Origin of the sequence: Streptomyces griseofuscus, assembly GCF_014673495.1 — a bacterium.
Taxonomy (GTDB): Bacteria; Actinomycetota; Actinomycetes; order Streptomycetales; family Streptomycetaceae; genus Streptomyces; species Streptomyces murinus.
Window position 1 is genome coordinate 6,659,904 of the sequence record NZ_CP051006.1, and the last position, 15,746, is coordinate 6,675,649.

The following is a 15,746-nucleotide window of genomic DNA, read 5'->3' on the forward strand; positions in this document are numbered from 1 at the left end:
GTCGTACCGCCGTCGCTACACCACCAGTGACAGCACCAGCACCAGCGCACCGCCGACCACCGACAGGATCGTCTCCATGATCGACCAGGTCTTGACGGTCTGGCCGACGGTGAGTCCGAAGTACTCCTTGACCAGCCAGAACCCGGCGTCGTTGACGAAGCTGAAGAAGAGCGAGCCGGCGCCGATCGCCAGGACCAGCAGCGCGGTGTGCGCGGTCGACATGTCGGCCGCGAGCGGGGCGACCAGACCGGCCGCCGAGACCGTCGCCACCGTCGCCGAGCCGGTCGCGAGCCGGATCACCACGGCGATCAGCCAGGCCAGCAGCACCGCCGGGATCGACCAGCTCTTGGAGACGTCCAGGATCATCTGGCCGACACCGCAGTCGATCAGCGTCTGCTTGAAGCCGCCGCCCGCGCCCACGATCAGCAGGATGCCGGCGATCGGCATCAGGCCCTTCTCCACCGTGGCCTGGAGCCGCTCCTTGCTGAACCCGGCGGGCCGGCCCAGCGTGAAGAAGCCGACGATCACCGCGGCGAGCAGCGCGATCAGCGGGGCGCCGATGACATCGAAGGCGCGCTGCGTGGTGTTCGCCGGGTCGTCGATGACGATGTCCACCAGCGCCTTGAGCAGCATCAGCGCCACCGGCAGCAGGATGGTCACGAGCGTCGCGGCGAAGCTCGGACGGCGGGTCAGCTCCTGCGAGGGCCGCTGCGGCAGCATCCGCTCGGGCGCCGGGACGTCCACCCAGCGGGCCGCGACCTTCGAGAACAGCGGGCCGCCGACGATCACCGTCGGGACTGCGACCAGGATGCTGAACGCCAGCGTCACACCCAGGTTGGCGTGCAGTGCGGAGATCGCGACCAGCGGGCCGGGGTGCGGCGGGATCAGACCGTGCATCACGGACAGACCGGCCAGCGCCGGGATGCCGATGCGCATCAGGGAGTAGTTGCCGCGCTTGGCGACCATCAGCACGACCGGGATCAGCAGCACGATGCCGACCTCGAAGAAGATCGGCAGCCCGATCACGGAGGCGATGAGCACCATCGCCCATGGCATCGCCCGGCCGCTCGCCCTGGCCAGGATCGTGTCCACGATCTGGTCCGCGCCCCCGGAGTCGGCGAGCAGTTTGCCGAGCGTGGCGCCCAGCGCGATCAGCACACCGACGCTCGCGACCGTGGCGCCGAGCCCGGTGGTGAAACTGGTGAGCACCTTGTCGAGGGGCGCGCCGGCGGCCGCGCCGAGCGCCAGCGACCCGATGGTCAGCGCCAGGAAGGCATGCAGCTTGAACTTGGTGATGAGCAGGACGATCACCGCGATGCCCACCAGGACGGCGATGCCCAGCTGGGCGTGTCCTGCGGTGGAGATCGGCGGAGGGGCGTCCGCTGCCAGCATCTCGACGCTGAGTCTGGTCACGGGGGTTCCTTGCGGTTACGGGGAGTTAGGGGAGCGCTACTGCGACGCGGATGCGGTGGACAGCCCGTCCAGCGCCAGGACGGCGCGTTCGGTGATCTCCTCGGGGCCGCCGGTGACGTCCACGGCGACGCCCGCCTCGTCCGGCCCGAGGGGCTCCAGCGTGGCGAACTGCGAGTCCAGCAGCGCGGTCGGCATGAAGTGGCCCTGCCGGTGCGCCATCCGGTCCTCGATCAGCTTCCGGTCGCCGGTCAGGTGCACGAACACGACCCCGGGCGCCACCGCCCGCAGCCGGTCGCGGTACGCCCGCTTCAGCGCCGAACTGCTGACCACCCCACCGAGCCCCGCCCGCCCGTGCGCCCAGTGGCCGATGGCGTCCAGCCAGGGCCAGCGGTCGCTGTCGTCCAGCGGGATCCCGGCCGTCATCTTGTCGATGTTGGCCTTGGGGTGGAAGTCGTCGCCCTCGGCGTACGGGACGCCCAGCCGCGCGGCGAGCAGGGGACCGATCGTGGTCTTGCCCGTCCCCGCGACGCCCATCACGACGACGACCTGGGGGGTTCGCATGTACTGCCTCGCTGTCTTCCTCGACATCCGACGCCACAGCGGCGTCGCCACACTGAAACCCATTACGTACGACGAATTCAAGAGTCTGTGATGTATAAGTCTGACTTTTTGTTTCCGTGACCTACGCCGTACGCTGAGTGCATGAGCACACCGGGCCGGGGGCTGCACGGCCGCGTACTGGACAGCCTCGGCCCCGCGATCACCGCGGGCGAGTACCCGCCGGGCAGCATCCTGCGCACCGACGAACTCGCTCAGCACTTCGAGGTGTCACGCTCCGTGATGCGCGAGGCGGTGCGGGTCCTCGAATCCATGCACCTCGTCGAGTCCCGCCGCCGGGTGGGCGTCACCGTCCGCCCCAAGAGCGAGTGGAACGTCTACGACCCGCAGGTCATCCGCTGGCGGCTGGCCGGCGCCGACCGCCCCCACCAGCTGCGCTCGCTCACCGTGCTGCGCTCCGCGATCGAACCGGCCGCGGCCGGACTCGCGGCCCGGCACGCCACCGCCGAGCAGTGCGCCGAACTCACCGAGTGCGCGCTCGGCATGGTCGCCCACTCACGCGGCCACCGGCTCGCGGAGTATCTGTTCCACGACGTCGCCTTCCACCGGGTCATCCTCACCGCCTCCGGCAACGAGATGTTCGCCCGCCTCGGCGATGTCGTGGCCGAGGTGCTGACCGGTCGGACCCAGCACGAGGTCATGTTCGAGGACCCCGACCCGGCGGCCGTCACCCTGCATGTGCGGGTCGCCGAGGCGGTGCGCGCCCGGGACGCGGTCCGCGCCGAGGAACTCACCCGGCAGATCACCGTGGGCGCGCTCCAGGAACTGGACATCCTGGCGCCCTGACCGGGGTGAGCCCGGCATGATCCAAACGAGAGGCCCTAGTCCAGGAAGTCCCCGTCCACGTACACCCACGCCCCGTCCACCCGCTCGAACCGGCTGCGCTCATGCAGCGAGCCGCCCCGGTAGGAGGCGCGGAAGGTCACCGTCCCGGTGGCGTGGAAGGCGGACCCGTCGGTGCCGTCGAGGATCTCCAGACCGGTCCACCGCATCCGCGGATCGAGGGCGAGCCGCTCCGGCCGGGTCCGCGGATGCCAGGTGCGCAGCAGATACCCCGGGTCCCCCTTGACGAAGGCGCAGTACCGCGAGCGCATCAGCAGCTCGGCGGTCGGCGCGCCCGCGGCGCCCGAGTGGAAACGGCCGCAGCAGGCGTCGTAGGACTGCGGCAGTCCGCAGGGGCAGGTACGCGTGGTCATGCGCCCCATTGTGCCGGGACGGGACGGGCGCACCGGGCCCGGGGCAGGGGAGGCGTCCGCCGCCGGGCGGGTGCACAGTGGAGAACGGGCGGACCCGCGGCGGACGTACGGCCCGGGGGCCCGCGCCGCGAGGAGGAGGGACGGACGATGACCCGACCCGTGAGCAGCCATCACCCGCCGGCCGTCAAGGAGTGGCGGCTGAACCTGTACCTGTCCGAGCACGACCCGGACACCACGGCCCGGATCGTCCTGGACACCGGGGACAACGTCCTGGAGAGCCACGCCGAGGCCCGCCGCAACCCGTACGACCGCGACATACCCGAGATCGGCGACGAACTCGCCGCCGGACGTGCCCTGATCGCCATGGGCCGGCTGCTGGTGCGCGCGGCCAACGGCGACATGCGGGCGCTGGGCGCGATCGACACGGAGAGCAGCCCCACACCGCTCTGGCTGCCCCGGGAGTGAGGTGCCGCCGTGCGGTTCGCCGACCGCCTGGAGGCGGGGCGCAGACTGGGCGCCCGCCTGGAACAGCTGCGGGGCCCGGACGTGGTGGTGCTCGGACTGCCGCGCGGGGGAGTACCGGTGGCCGCCGAGGTCGCCGCCGCCCTGGACGCCCCGCTTGACGTCTGCCTCGTGCGCAAACTCGGGGTGCCGTACCAGCCCGAACTGGCGATGGGCGCGATCGGCGAGGACGGCGTACGGGTGCTCAACGCGGACGTGCTGCGCGGCACCGGCGTCCGCGAGGACGAACTCGCCCGGATCGAGGAGCGCGAGCGCCGGGTGCTCGCCGAACGCGCCGAACGCTACCGGGGCGAATGCCCCTCCGTGCCGCTCACCGGCCGCACCGCCGTGGTCGTCGACGACGGGGTGGCCACCGGCTCCACCGCCCGGGTCGCCTGCCGGGTCGCCCGCGCCCGCGGCGCCGCCCGTATCGTGCTCGCGGTCCCCGTCGCCCCCCGCGACGTCGCCCGCCGCCTCGGCGGCGACGCCGACGACGTCGTCTGCCTGGAGACACCCTGGGACTTCGCCGCCGTCGGACAGTTCTACGACGACTTCACCCAGACCGAGGACGCGGAGGTCACGGCATGTCTGCGCCGGGCACGGCGACGTCGTCCGAGCGCCGGACCGAGCGGCCGGGCCACCGAGCGGGAGGTGACCGTGCCCGCGGGAGCCGTGCGGCTGGGCGGCGGCCTGACCGTGCCCGAGGGCGCCACCGGCGTCATCGCCTTCGCGCACGGCAGCGGCAGCAGCCGGCACAGCCCCCGCAACCGACAGGTCGCCGAGGGCCTGCACCGCGCCGGGCTCGGCACCCTGCTGTTCGACCTGCTCACCGACGCGGAAGCGGGGGACCGCGACAACGTGTTCGACATCCCGCTGCTGGCCGGCCGACTGCTCGCCGCCACCCACTGGCTGCGCGCTGAGCCCGCGACCGCCGGCCTCGCCCTCGGCTACTTCGGCGCCAGCACCGGCGCGGCCGCCGCCCTGTGGGCCGCCGTCGAGGGGCACCCCGCCGCCGTCGTCTCCCGGGGCGGCCGTCCCGACCTCGCCGGACCCCGGCTCCCCGAGGTCACCGCGCCCACCCTGCTGATCGTCGGCGGCGCCGACCCACTCGTCCTCGACCTCAACCGGGACGCGCGCTCCCGGCTTCGCTGCGAGAACCGGCTGGAGACCGTCCCCGGCGCCACCCACCTCTTCGAGGAACCCGGCACGCTGGAGAGGGTGACCGAACTGGCCCGCGACTGGTTCACGGACCACCTGGCACCCGCGCACGTCTAGCGCCTCCCCACCCCGGCACCGGGCGGCTGAGCGCCCCGAGACCGCTGCTCTTCCAGGCCCGCCGGACGCGCCTCGAACCCGCCGTCCCTGCGCGGGCCCCTCGACGCGCGGACCCGGCGCCCGCGTCGAGCCGGGACTCGACGGCGTCCTCGTCGTCCCTCCCTGAGGCTCAGCGACCGCCTTTGCGCAGAAACCGCCGCAGCCGGGTCAGCGGCCAGGTGTTGATCACCTCGTCCGGGGTCAGCCAGCCGCGCTGGGCGGTGCCGATGCCGTACCGCAGCTGCGCCAGCTGCGGCACCGAGTGCGCGTCGGTGTTCACCGCGAACCGCACCCCGTGCGTCCGCGCCCGCAGGATGTCCTCGTCCCCCAGGTCCAGCCGGTCCGGCTGGGCGTTGACCTCCAGAGCGGTCCCCGTGCGCGCGCAGACCGCGAACACCTCGTCCCAGTCCGCGTCCACCCCCGCCCGCCGGCCGATCAGCCGGGTGGTCGGATGGCCGAGAATGTTCACGTACGGGTTCTCCACCGCCCGTACCAGCCGCCGCGTCATCGCCTTGCGACCGAGGTCGAAATGCGAGTGCAGCGAGGCCACGCACAGATCGAAACCGGCCAGGAACTCGTCCGGCCAGTCGAGCCCGCCGTCCGGTCCGATGTTCAGCTCGGTGCCGTGCAGCAGCCGCATCCGGTGATGCGCCCCGTCCAGCTCCCGCAGCCGCTCCCGCTGGGCGAGGATCTTCTCGTCCGTCATCCGCTGCATATACAGATCCGGCGCGTGATCGGTCACCGCGTAGTACGCGTACCCGCGCTTCGCCGCCGCCTCCACCATGGCGTCCAGGGACGCCAGACCATCGGTGAGATCCGTATGGGTGTGCAGATCACCGCGGACGTCCCGCTCGGTCACCACCTCGGGCAGCTCCCCGCGCAGCGCCGCCTCGATCTCCCCGCGGTCCTCCCGCAGCGTCGGCACGATCCACGGCAGCCCGAGCCGCGCGTACACCTCCTCCTCGGTGCGCGACGCCAGCGACTCCCCGCTCTCCGCGTCGAACACGCCGTACTCCGACAGCTTCAGCCCTTCGCGCACGGCGATCGTCCGGGTGCGGATGTTGTGCGCCTTGGACCCGGTGAAGTACTGGAGCCCCGCGCCCCACGACTCCGGCGGCAGCACCCGCAGATCCACCTGAAGCCCCTTGCCGGTGCGCACGGACGTCTTCTTCGTCCCCCGCGCGATCACCTCGGCGGTGTCCGGCAGCTCGCACAGCGCCGCCATGAACGGCGCCGACTTCCTCGCCGCCACCAGGATGTCCAGGTCCCCGACGGTCTCCCGCATCCGCCGCAGCGACCCCGCGTACGCGCACCGCCGGCACCCTGTCACCTCCTCCAGCGCGCCGACGATCCCCTCGGCGGTGTCCAGCGCCAGCGCCAACGGCACCCGCGCCCCGGCCCCCCGCAGCAGCTCGATCCCGTGCCGGATGTTGTCCTGCGTCTTCTCCCCGAACCCCTTGAGATCGGCCAGCCGGTCCGCCTCGATCGCCGCGGCCAGTTCGCTCACCGAGGAGATGTGCAGATCCTCGTACAGCCGCAGCGCCTTCTTCGGCCCGAGCGTCGGGATGGTGATCAACTCCCGCACCCCGGCGGGAATCCTGGCCCGCCGCTCCTCGACGGCCGCCATCTTCCCGGTCCGCAGATACTCGACCACCTTCTCGGCGATCGACCGCCCCACATTCGGAATCTCCCGCAGCCCCTTCTCGTCGAGCTTCGAGACATCCGCCGGAAACCCCCCGACGGCACGCGCCGCCTTCTCGTAGGCACGCGCCTTGAACGCGTCACCTCCGGTGATCGCGATGAGATCCGCGTACTCCCGCAGAACCGCCTCGACCTCGTCATTGACCCGGGCCACATATCGAGTCTAGGAACCCGGCGGCGTCCGGGCATGCGAAAGGCCCCCGCAGAGCAGGGGCCTTCACTGGTGTCCGAGGGGGGACTTGAACCCCCACGCCCGATAAAGGGCACTAGCACCTCAAGCTAGCGCGTCTGCCATTCCGCCACCCGGACAAGGTGTCTGTCGTGCGCGGTTTTCCCTCGGCGGGGTTTCCCTCGCGGCGACAGAGGAAACATTACCAGGCTTTCGGGGGTGGCTGATCACCCCCCGGCCAGGGGCGGGCGGGCGTGAACGGCGTGTGACGGGCCGGGACCGGTCTTGGGCCGGGGGCGTGCGCGGAGAGAGGATGAGGGGGACCCACCAGCAGGGAAGCGGGAGGAAGCAGCGTGAGCGAGAAGGACACGGCCCAGGGCGTCACCGGTGAGGACGAGGTCGTGGACCTCTGCCGCGATCTGATCCGGTTCGACACCAGCAACTACGGCGACCACTCGGGACCCGGCGAGCGCCAGGCCGCCGAGTGGGTCGCCGAGAAGCTGGCGGAGGTCGGCCTGGAGCCGAAGATCTACGAGTCCCACCCCGGCCGCGCCTCCACCGTGGCCCGCATCGCGGGGGAGGACCCCTCCCGGCCCGCCCTGCTGATCCACGGCCACCTGGACGTCGTACCGGCCAACGCCGACGACTGGACCCACCACCCCTTCTCCGGCGAGATCGCCGACGGGTGCGTATGGGGGCGCGGGGCGGTCGACATGAAGGACATGGACGCCATGACCCTCGCGGTGGTGCGCGACCGGCTGCGCAGCGGGCGGCGGCCCCCCCGCGACATCGTCGTCGCCTTCCTCGCCGACGAGGAGGCGGGCGGCACCTTCGGCGCCCGCCACCTGGTCGACCACCACCCCGAGCTGTTCGAGGGTGTCACCGAGGCGATCAGCGAGGTCGGCGGCTTCTCCTTCACGGTGAACGAGCACCGGCGGCTCTATCTGATCCAGACGGCCGAGAAGGGCATGCACTGGATGAAGCTCACCGTGGCCGGCACCGCCGGGCACGGCTCCATGATCCACCGGGACAACGCCATCACCGAGCTGTCCGAGGCGGTCGCCCGGGTCGGCCGGCACAAGTTCCCGGTGCGGGTCACCAAGACCACCCGGGCCTTCCTCGACGAGCTGGGCGACGCGCTCGGCACCGAGCTGGACCCCGAGGACATGGAGGCGACCATCGCCAAGCTCGGCGGCATCGCCAAGCTGATCGGCGCGACCCTGAGCAACACCGCCAACCCCACGCAGCTGAACGCCGGTTACAAGGTCAACGTCATCCCCGGCGAGGCCACCGCGCACCTCGACGGCCGCTTCCTGCCCGGGTACGAGGAGGAGTTCCTCGGCGACCTCGACCGGCTGCTCGGCCCGCATGTGCGCCGCGAGGACGTGCACGCCGACAAGGCCGTCGAGACCAGCTTCGACGGGGCGCTGGTCGAGGCCATGCAGTCCGCGCTGCTCGCCGAGGACCCCATCGCCAAGGCGGTCCCGTACATGCTCTCCGGCGGTACCGACGCCAAGTCCTTCGACGACCTCGGCATCCGCGGCTTCGGCTTCGCCCCGCTGAAGCTGCCGCCGGAGCTGGACTTCGCCGGCATGTTCCACGGCGTGGACGAGCGGGTGCCGGTGGACGGCCTCCAGTTCGGCGTGCGGGTGCTCGACCGGTTCATCGACGCGTCCTGAGCGGTCGCCGGGGCGTTCGAGCTGGGCCGCCTTGATTTCGGACGCACGTTCGAGATCGACTGAGAAGGGTGAATGCGACCATAAGCTCGTAGCTCCATTACTCCCTCCTCGTTACAGGTGATGCGACCCCGCACCTTGGGGCCGCTTTGCCAACGAGGAGGAACAATGATCAAGAAGGTCGTCGCTGCCGCGGCTGCCACCGGTGGGCTGGTTCTCGCGGGCGCGGGCCTGGCCGTCGCCGACGCCGGTGCCCAGGGTGCCGCCCTGCACTCCCCGGGTGTCGTCTCCGGCAACGTCATCCAGGTGCCCGTGCACGTTCCGGTGAACGTGTGCGGCGACACGATCAATGTGATCGGGCTCCTGAACCCCGCCTTCGGCAACACCTGCGTCAACAGCTGACACCGGTTCCCCGGAGGGGCTTTCCACCCCGAGGGGCGTCTTCTTTCAGCCGTCGGCCTCGGAGTGCGCGCCATGCGCTCCGAGGCCGACCGGCCTTTTCCAGACAGTGAAGGCAAGCGAAGGCAGGGGGGTACGCAGCAATGCGACAAGGAACCCGTAAAGGTCTGATGACCATGGCGGCGGCGGCCGGGGTACTCGCCGCCGCGACCGGTATGGCGCACGCGGACGCGGGCGCGTCCGGCGCCGCCACCGACTCACCCGGCGTGCTGTCCGGCAACACCGTGCAGGCGCCGGTGCATGTGCCGGTGAACGTCTGCGGCAACACCGTCAACGTCGTCGGGCTCCTCAACCCGGCGATGGGCAACGCCTGCGCCAACTCCGGTGGCGGCCACGGAGGCCAGGGCCACGGCGGCGCCGGCGGCTCAGGAGGAGCGAGCGCCGGCGGACACACCTCCGGCTCGCCGGGCGTGGGATCGGGCAACACCGTCCAGGTGCCGATCGACGTCCCGGTGAACGCGTGCGGCAACAGCGTCGACGTCATCGGCGTGGGCAACCCCGCCATGGGCAACGACTGCGCCAACGGCGGCGGTACGCACGGCCTTCCGCCGGGCGGCGGCCACACCACCCCGCCGAGCCACCCCGGTCACCCGGGTCACCCGGGCCACCCCGGTCACCCGAGTCACCCTGGCCACCCGACTCAGCCGGGCACGCCCACCACCCCGGGCAAGCCGACCACCCCGGGCACTCCGCACCACCCGGGCGCCCCGGCGACTCCGCCCGCCCGCCAGGTGCATGTGCCGCAGGCGCCCTCGGCGTCCCTGACCACGGGGCAGCTCGCGCACACCGGCAGTGACCTGCCGCTGGGCCTCGCACTGCCGGCCGGCGCGGGCGCGCTGATCGCGGGCGCCGCGCTCTACCGCAAGGCACGGGCCAGGGCCTGAGCCGGCGGACGGTCACGCCGTGACGAGCGGCGAACAAGCCGTTACGAGTGGTGAACAAGCCGTCACGAGTGGTGAAAATGCCGTGACGGGTGGCGCATGAGGAGCGGGTCCGGCCCTGTCGGCGGGCCCGCTCCGCCTCTTTCGCGCCCCCGTCGTCCTCAGGGGTCCCGCCTCACCAGGTGGCCCGCAGCTGGCGGATGATACGCCGCCGCAGCCGCACCTTGCGGCTGCCGTCGCGCAGCAGGCTCAGGCGGTCCAACTCCCAGTGTCCGTACTCGGCATGGTCTGTCAGTAGACGTGTGGTCTCCTTGCGGGACACCCCGCGAGGCACATACACGTCGACAAATTCGTATTCCGGCATCGCATCTATTGTGCGGGCTGGTGCCCGGTACGGATAGCGTCTGCACTATGTCTGATGCTGCGCAGCCCACCGCTGCCGAGGTACGCGCCGCCGCCGAGGCGATCAAGACCGCGCTCGACCGTCACCTGGCGGCGGTCGAACGCAGGTCAGGAGACGACGACCCGGCCGTTTTCGAGGCGTTCAACCAGCTGGCCGCGGCCGCCGAGGTGTACGACGAGCTGCTCTACGACCGCTATGACGAGGTCACCCCCTTCGAGATCCCCGGCGCCGACGAGACGCTGCCGCCGTACGCGGGCCCCGAGGAACCCCACGCGATCAGTGTGCTGATCCGCCGCGACTACACCGTGGCGGAGCCCGAGCGGCTGCTGGCCCAGGCCGAGCGGGTCGAGGCCGCGGAGGACTTCGAGGACCTCGCCGGTCTGGACGAGGACGCCGCGGGCACCGTGCCCGGGGCGCTGGGCCTGCTCTTCGGCGAGTTCGAACCGGACGAGATCGCCTCCCGGCACAAGGAGTTCGGCCTGGAGGAGGGCGACTCCACGCTCTGGGTCACCGCGGCCGACGAGGCCCCGGAGGCCGGGGAGTGGCTGGAGGCCCCCTTCGAGCACTTCGATCCACAGGCGGTGGTCTGCCGCTTCGACGTCAGCGCCGTGTTCGACGACGAGGACGACGAACACGACGACACCGACCCGGACGCCGAGGACGACGACCTGGAGTTCGTGGACGACGAAGACCTGGACGAGCACGACGGCGAGGCCGACGGCGCGGGCGTCCGGGGCGCCGGCCGGTGACCTCGGCGGCGGTGCCGTGACGGCGCGAAGCCGGTACGGCACCGCCGCACAGCGCCGTCCCGGGTGATCCCCACCCCGACGGCGCCGGGGCGTCTCAGTCCATGGGGGACTGCGGGCGCAGCAGGGTCGCCAGCCGGGTCGTACGGGGCTTCGCCGGGATCTCCGCGACCGCCCGCGGCAGCGCACCCTCCGCGCCCTGGACCACGGAGAGATGCCGCTCGCCCCGGCCGAACGCCGTGTACACCCACGGCCTGCTCAGCGCCTGCGCGGCATCGCCGGGCAGCACCACGACCGCCGCCGGCCAGCGCCCGCCCACCGCCTGGTGCGCGGTCAGCGCCCATCCGTGCCGCACCCACGCCTCGACCCGCTCTCGCGGTACGACCACGGGGGCGCCCGCGCACGACAGGTGCAGCCCCTCGGCGTCGGCCTTCACCAGCGTGCCCGGCAGGGTCCGGCCCGGGGCGGGGGAGTAGGCGATCCGGTCGCCGGGGTCGAAACCGCCGAACCGGCCGGGGCCGGGATTGAGGCGTTCCTTCAGAGCGGCGTTGAGGGCCCGGGTGCCGGCCGCGCCGCCATGGCCCGGCGTGATCACCACGGTCCCCTCGACGGGCACCCCGAAGGCCCGCGGCACCGAGTCCGCGACCAGCTGCACGGTACGGTGCACGGCCTCGCCCGCGTCCCGCACCGGCACGATCACGACCTCTTTGCCGGGCGCCTCGACCTGGTTCAGCTCGCCGATGCCGATCCCGGAGACCAGCTCGCCGATCGGGCCGGGGTCGGGCAGCCGGGAGGCGATCTGGGGGCAGACGCGGGCCGCGAGCAGATCGGCGAAGACCCGCCCGGGACCGGCCGACCACAGCAGCGCCGGATCCCCGCCGAGCACCAGCCGCGCCCCGTCGGGCAGCGACTCCACCAGCATCGCCGCGCTCTCCACGTCCAGTTGGGGCGCGTCCGGCACGATCAGCAGATCCAGCTCCAGCGCTCCGTCCCCGTCCCGGCCGGGTCCCTCGGTACCGGCCAGCAGCCCGGCGACCGTGCCCACGCCCGCTCCCCGCGTCGGCGGCAGCGCGGCGAGCCGGTCGCGGCCGTCGGCGGTGTGGCACACGGCGAGGGCCCGCAGGCCCGCGTCCCGGGCGGCACCGAGCAGGGCCGCCGGTTCGGCGCGGGAGGCGTCGCCGCCGGTGTGCAGGACCAGACCGTGCCCGGCGACCGCGCGGGCCAGCTCGGCAGCACCGCCCGACAGTGCCGCGACGACCTGCGCCCAGGTCTCCTCGCCGTCCTGGGACGGGGAGTTGATCAGCCGGGCCAGGCCGTCGGCGAGGCTCTCCTCGGCCATCGCGTACCGCTCCAGGGCGATCAGCACCCGCACCGGGCGCTCCGCCTCCTCCTCGTCGTCCGCCGGCTGCGCGGCCGGGGCGCCCGGCTCCTCCAGGGCGTCCTCGAACACCAGCGCCTCACCCTCGGCCAGGGTGCTCTGCACGGCCTCCTCTGGGTCCGGCACCCCCCGCTGGGCCAGCGCCGCGGTGAGCGCGGGCGCCTCCAGGGCGGTGTGTCCGGCGAGGGCCGCCTGCTCAAGCAGCCAGACCGTCACCGCCCGCCCCCGCCGCTCGTCCTGCGGACCGCACTCGGCACCGAGCAGCGCCCGGGCGAAACCGTCCGCCTGCTCGGGCCGTACCCCGGGGACCCGCAGCAACTGCCAGGGGTCCGCCCGCAGCAGTTCCCCGGCACTCTCGCCGAGCGCCACGGCCGCCTGCTGCCCCAGCGCCTCCGGCGCACCACCCTCCGCGAGCACCCGCCGTACGGCATCCACCGTCCGCGGCGAGGGCCCGGTCGGCGTGGGCGCGGGCGCGGGCCGCTCCCGACGCACCGGCTCCGGCTCCGGTTCGGGTGCCGGGCGGGCCGGGGCGGCCGCGGTTGCCGCGGGGCCCGGCTCGGGTGTCCGCTCGGGGGCGGGCCGCGAGGGCGCGGCGAACACCGTGGACGCCGGCTTCCCGCCCGCCTCCACCGCCCGCACCGCGGCCAGCAGATCGGCCGCCTTCCCGCTCAGCTTGGCGCCGCTCTCGACGGGTCCGTCCCGCTCCGCCCTGCGCCGCTCGATCCGCTCCCGCTCCACCCGCTGCGCGGCCAACTCGGCCGCCGCCTCGGACAGCTCCGGCTTCCCGGCACCATCGGCAGCCGCCTCAGCCGCCTCAGCCGCCTCAGCCGCCTCAGCCGCCTCAGCCGCCTCAGCCGCCTCAGCCGCCTCAGCCGAGGCCGCCCCTTCGGCCGACTCCGCCGTCTCCTCGCCCACGCCGCCTTCCGCCCCCTCGGACGTCTCGCCCGCCCCGGACACCTCGGCCGCCCCGGCACCGCCTTCCGCCGCGAGCCCACCCCCGGCCGCCTCGTCCGGCGCTCCCGGCGTCCCAGGCGCTCCCTGCGCCTCCGGCATCTCCGGCGTCCCCGGCCCCGTTTCCTCCGTGGTCTCCGGTTCCGTGCTCACAGCGTGCTCCAGTCGTGATCGGGATAGCGGTGCAAGGGCGCCGACACATCGTCCAGCGCCCGGCAGATCTCGTCAGGAAGACTAAGCGCCTCCACTGACAATGCCGCCGTGAGCTGCTGCGCGGTGCGCGCGCCGACGATCGGGGCGGTGACCCCTGGGCGGTCGCGGACCCAGGCGAGCGCCACCTGGAGCGGGGTGACCGCGAGCCCGTCGGCTGCCGTCGTCACCGCGTCCACGATGCGCGTCGCGGTGTCGTCCAGATACGGCTCCACGAACGGCGCCAGATGCTCGGAGGCGCCGCGCGAGTCCCCGGGCGTGCCGTGCCGGTACTTTCCGGTCAGCACGCCCCGGCCGAGCGGGGAGGAGGGCAGCAGGCCCACGCCCAGGTCCAGCGCGGCGGGCAGCACCTCGCGCTCCACGCCCCGCTGGAGCAGCGAGTACTCCATCTGCGTGCTGGCCAGCCGGGTGCGGGTGCCCGGCGCCGCGAGCTGCCAGGTGGCCGCCTTGGCGAGCTGCCAGCCGCAGAAGTTGGACACCCCCGCGTACCGGGCCCGGCCGCTGGCCACCGCTATGTCGAGGGCCTGGAGCGTCTCCTCCAGCGGGGTCCCGGTGTCGTACGCGTGGATGTGCCACAGGTCCACATGGTCCGTGCCCAGGCGGACCAGCGAGGCGTCCAGCGCGGCGAGCAGATGGCCGCGGGAGCCGTCGAAGCGGCGCCCGGGGTCCGGGACGCTGCCCGCCTTCGTGGAGATCACCAGGTCGCGGCGCGGCACGAGCCGTTCCATCAGCCGCCCGAGCAGATACTCCGCCTCCCCGCCGCCGTACACGTCCGCGGTGTCGACGAGGGTGCCGCCGACCTCCCAGAACGCCTTGAGCATGTCCGCGGCGTCATGCTCCTCGGTGTCCCGGCCCCAGGTGAGGGTGCCGAGTCCGATCCGGGACACGCGCAGGCCGGTACGGCCGAGATGCCTCTGCTCCATGACCGCGAGATTACTGGCCGGAACGAGTGGGGCGGGATGCCTGTGGACAACTCGCGCGGGCCCGCACGGGGCACCGCCCGCGCCCCCGCGCTAAGGTCTGCGCCACAGGGACGTTACTCATGGGTAAGGGGATTCGGCCATGCAACTCGGACTCAACCTCGGCTACTGGGGTGCGGGAATGGACGGGGACAATCTGGCCGTGGCCCAGGAGGCCGACCGGCTGGGCTACGCCGTGTGCTGGGCCGCCGAGGCGTACGGCTCCGACGCGGCCACCGTGCTCAGCTGGGTCGCCGCCCAGACCGAGCGCATCGACGTCGGCTCGGCCATCTTCCAGATCCCGGCCCGCCAGCCCGCGATGACCGCGATGACGGCGGCCACCCTGGACACCCTCTCCGGCGGCCGCTTCCGGCTCGGCCTCGGCGTCTCCGGGCCCCAGGTCTCCGAGGGCTGGTACGGCGTCAGGTTCGACAAGCCGCTGGCCCGCACCCGCGAGTACGTGGAGATCGTCCGCAAGGCGATGACCCGTGAGCGGCTGTCGTACGAGGGCGAGCACTGGACGCTGCCGCTGCCGGGCGGTCCGGGCAAGCCGATCAAGCTGACCGTGCACCCGCAGCGCGAGCACATCCCGCTGTACATCGCGGCGATCGGCCCGAAGAACCTGGAGCAGACCGGTGAGATCGCCGACGGTGCCCTGCTGATCTTCCCCGCCGCCGAGCACCTGGAGGAGACCACCCTCACGCATCTGCGCGCGGGCCGGGCGAAGGCGGGCAAGACCCTCGACGGGTTCGACGTGTGCCCGACCCTGCCGCTGGCCGTCGGCGACGACAAGGACGTGGCCGCGCTCGCCGACACCTTCCGCCCCTACACCGCGCTCTATGTCGGCGGCATGGGCAGCGCCAAGCAGAACTTCTACAACAAGCTTGCGCAGCGCATGGGTTACGAGCGGGAGGCCGCCGAGATCCAGGAGAAGTACCTGTCAGGGGACAAGCAGGGCGCGGCCGCCGCGATCCCGCAGGACCTCATCGACAAGACCACGCTGCTGGGCTCCGTCGACCGCATCGCCGACCGGATGAAGGCCTACGCCGAGGCCGGTGTCACCACCCTCAGCCTCGCGCCCGCCGGCTTCACCCTTCAGGAGCGGCTCGCCTCCCTGCGCGCCGGCACCGAGGCCCTGGAGCGCGCCGGACTCGCCTGAGCAAGGGGCTTC

At 72.8% G+C, this 15,746-nt stretch carries 15 protein-coding genes and 1 tRNA gene; 8 read left to right on the forward strand and 8 right to left on the reverse strand.

Going from position 1 to position 15,746, the window contains the following annotated elements; all coding sequences use genetic code 11:
- Positions 1-15 precede the first annotated feature (15 nt).
- Together HEP81_RS30305 and HEP81_RS30310 are read right to left on the reverse strand one after the other, a co-directional pair.
- Entirely contained in the window at positions 16-1,413 is a 1,398-nt protein-coding gene (locus tag HEP81_RS30305; RefSeq protein WP_037661932.1) for a GntP family permease, read from the reverse strand.
- Positions 1,414-1,449: 36 nt separating this feature from the next.
- Complete coding sequence (locus HEP81_RS30310; protein WP_037661933.1) at positions 1,450-1,974, reverse strand: gluconokinase; 525 nt, start codon at positions 1,972-1,974, stop codon at positions 1,450-1,452.
- A gap of 141 nt (positions 1,975-2,115) precedes the next feature.
- On the opposite strand from HEP81_RS30310, the gene HEP81_RS30315 reads away from it, so the two are divergent.
- Positions 2,116-2,817 carry a FadR/GntR family transcriptional regulator gene (locus HEP81_RS30315; protein ID WP_037661936.1) on the forward strand — a complete coding sequence of 234 codons (702 nt, stop codon included), beginning with the start codon at positions 2,116-2,118 and terminating at the stop codon, positions 2,815-2,817.
- Positions 2,818-2,852: 35 nt separating this feature from the next.
- Here HEP81_RS30315 and HEP81_RS30320 read toward each other — a convergent pair whose 3' ends face one another.
- Complete coding sequence (locus HEP81_RS30320) at positions 2,853-3,227, reverse strand: YchJ family protein (RefSeq protein ID WP_106980053.1); 375 nt, start codon at positions 3,225-3,227, stop codon at positions 2,853-2,855.
- 147 nt (positions 3,228-3,374) lie between these two features.
- Between HEP81_RS30320 and HEP81_RS30325 the strand changes: the two genes are divergently transcribed.
- Together HEP81_RS30325 and HEP81_RS30330 are read left to right on the forward strand one after the other, a co-directional pair.
- Positions 3,375-3,692, forward strand: a complete 318-nt coding sequence (locus HEP81_RS30325) for a dsRBD fold-containing protein (RefSeq protein WP_037661940.1) — start codon at positions 3,375-3,377, stop codon at positions 3,690-3,692.
- 9 nt (positions 3,693-3,701) lie between these two features.
- Positions 3,702-5,003 carry a phosphoribosyltransferase family protein gene (locus tag HEP81_RS30330; protein WP_037661941.1) on the forward strand — a complete coding sequence of 434 codons (1,302 nt, stop codon included), beginning with the start codon at positions 3,702-3,704 and terminating at the stop codon, positions 5,001-5,003.
- A gap of 169 nt (positions 5,004-5,172) precedes the next feature.
- Here the strand turns inward: HEP81_RS30330 and polX are convergent, their stop codons facing one another.
- Positions 5,173-6,897, reverse strand: a complete 1,725-nt coding sequence (polX, locus tag HEP81_RS30335; protein WP_037661942.1) for a DNA polymerase/3'-5' exonuclease PolX — start codon at positions 6,895-6,897, stop codon at positions 5,173-5,175.
- A gap of 67 nt (positions 6,898-6,964) precedes the next feature.
- A tRNA-Leu gene (locus HEP81_RS30340) sits at positions 6,965-7,052 on the reverse strand.
- 213 nt (positions 7,053-7,265) lie between these two features.
- Here HEP81_RS30340 and HEP81_RS30345 point away from each other — a divergent pair.
- The 3 genes from HEP81_RS30345 to HEP81_RS30355 all read left to right on the forward strand — a co-directional run bounded on the left by HEP81_RS30345 (position 7,266) and on the right by HEP81_RS30355 (position 9,931).
- Positions 7,266-8,591, forward strand: coding sequence for a M20/M25/M40 family metallo-hydrolase (locus tag HEP81_RS30345; protein ID WP_037661943.1), 1,326 nt, complete (start codon positions 7,266-7,268; stop codon positions 8,589-8,591).
- Positions 8,592-8,756: 165 nt separating this feature from the next.
- Positions 8,757-8,990, forward strand: coding sequence for a chaplin ChpH (gene chpH, locus HEP81_RS30350; RefSeq protein WP_037661945.1), 234 nt, complete (start codon positions 8,757-8,759; stop codon positions 8,988-8,990).
- Positions 8,991-9,130: 140 nt separating this feature from the next.
- Positions 9,131-9,931, forward strand: a complete 801-nt coding sequence (locus HEP81_RS30355; RefSeq protein WP_037661949.1) for a chaplin — start codon at positions 9,131-9,133, stop codon at positions 9,929-9,931.
- 172 nt (positions 9,932-10,103) lie between these two features.
- Here the strand turns inward: HEP81_RS30355 and HEP81_RS30360 are convergent, their stop codons facing one another.
- Positions 10,104-10,292, reverse strand: coding sequence for a DUF5703 family protein (locus HEP81_RS30360; protein ID WP_037661951.1), 189 nt, complete (start codon positions 10,290-10,292; stop codon positions 10,104-10,106).
- A gap of 47 nt (positions 10,293-10,339) precedes the next feature.
- Here HEP81_RS30360 and HEP81_RS30365 point away from each other — a divergent pair, with 47 nt between their 5' ends.
- Entirely contained in the window at positions 10,340-11,080 is a 741-nt protein-coding gene (locus HEP81_RS30365; protein WP_037661953.1) for a hypothetical protein, read from the forward strand.
- A gap of 94 nt (positions 11,081-11,174) precedes the next feature.
- Here the strand turns inward: HEP81_RS30365 and HEP81_RS30370 are convergent, their stop codons facing one another.
- Positions 11,175-13,559, reverse strand: a complete 2,385-nt coding sequence (locus HEP81_RS30370; protein WP_037661957.1) for a helix-hairpin-helix domain-containing protein — start codon at positions 13,557-13,559, stop codon at positions 11,175-11,177.
- Entirely contained in the window at positions 13,556-14,539 is a 984-nt protein-coding gene (locus HEP81_RS30375; protein WP_037661959.1) for an aldo/keto reductase, read from the reverse strand. Before HEP81_RS30375 ends, HEP81_RS30370 begins: the two co-directional genes overlap by 4 nt.
- A 139-nt stretch (positions 14,540-14,678) precedes the next feature.
- Between HEP81_RS30375 and HEP81_RS30380 the strand changes: the two genes are divergently transcribed.
- Positions 14,679-15,734 carry an LLM class F420-dependent oxidoreductase gene (locus HEP81_RS30380; protein ID WP_037661961.1) on the forward strand — a complete coding sequence of 352 codons (1,056 nt, stop codon included), beginning with the start codon at positions 14,679-14,681 and terminating at the stop codon, positions 15,732-15,734.
- Positions 15,735-15,746 lie beyond the last annotated feature (12 nt).

What these genes read in the sequence shown, in the direction of transcription:
- HEP81_RS30325 (WP_037661940.1), top strand. Translation starts at nt 3,375, where the DNA reads ATGACCCGACCCGTGAGCAGCCATCACCCGCCGGCCGTCAAGGAGTGG.
- HEP81_RS30315 (WP_037661936.1), top strand. Translation starts at nt 2,116, where the DNA reads ATGAGCACACCGGGCCGGGGGCTGCACGGCCGCGTACTGGACAGCCTC.
- HEP81_RS30320 (WP_106980053.1), bottom strand. Translation starts at nt 3,227, where the DNA reads ATGACCACGCGTACCTGCCCCTGCGGACTGCCGCAGTCCTACGACGCC.
- chpH (WP_037661945.1), top strand. Translation starts at nt 8,757, where the DNA reads ATGATCAAGAAGGTCGTCGCTGCCGCGGCTGCCACCGGTGGGCTGGTT.
- HEP81_RS30380 (WP_037661961.1), top strand. Translation starts at nt 14,679, where the DNA reads ATGCAACTCGGACTCAACCTCGGCTACTGGGGTGCGGGAATGGACGGG.
- HEP81_RS30355 (WP_037661949.1), top strand. Translation starts at nt 9,131, where the DNA reads ATGCGACAAGGAACCCGTAAAGGTCTGATGACCATGGCGGCGGCGGCC.
- HEP81_RS30360 (WP_037661951.1), bottom strand. Translation starts at nt 10,292, where the DNA reads ATGCCGGAATACGAATTTGTCGACGTGTATGTGCCTCGCGGGGTGTCC.
- HEP81_RS30310 (WP_037661933.1), bottom strand. Translation starts at nt 1,974, where the DNA reads ATGCGAACCCCCCAGGTCGTCGTCGTGATGGGCGTCGCGGGGACGGGC.
- HEP81_RS30365 (WP_037661953.1), top strand. Translation starts at nt 10,340, where the DNA reads ATGTCTGATGCTGCGCAGCCCACCGCTGCCGAGGTACGCGCCGCCGCC.
- HEP81_RS30375 (WP_037661959.1), bottom strand. Translation starts at nt 14,539, where the DNA reads ATGGAGCAGAGGCATCTCGGCCGTACCGGCCTGCGCGTGTCCCGGATC.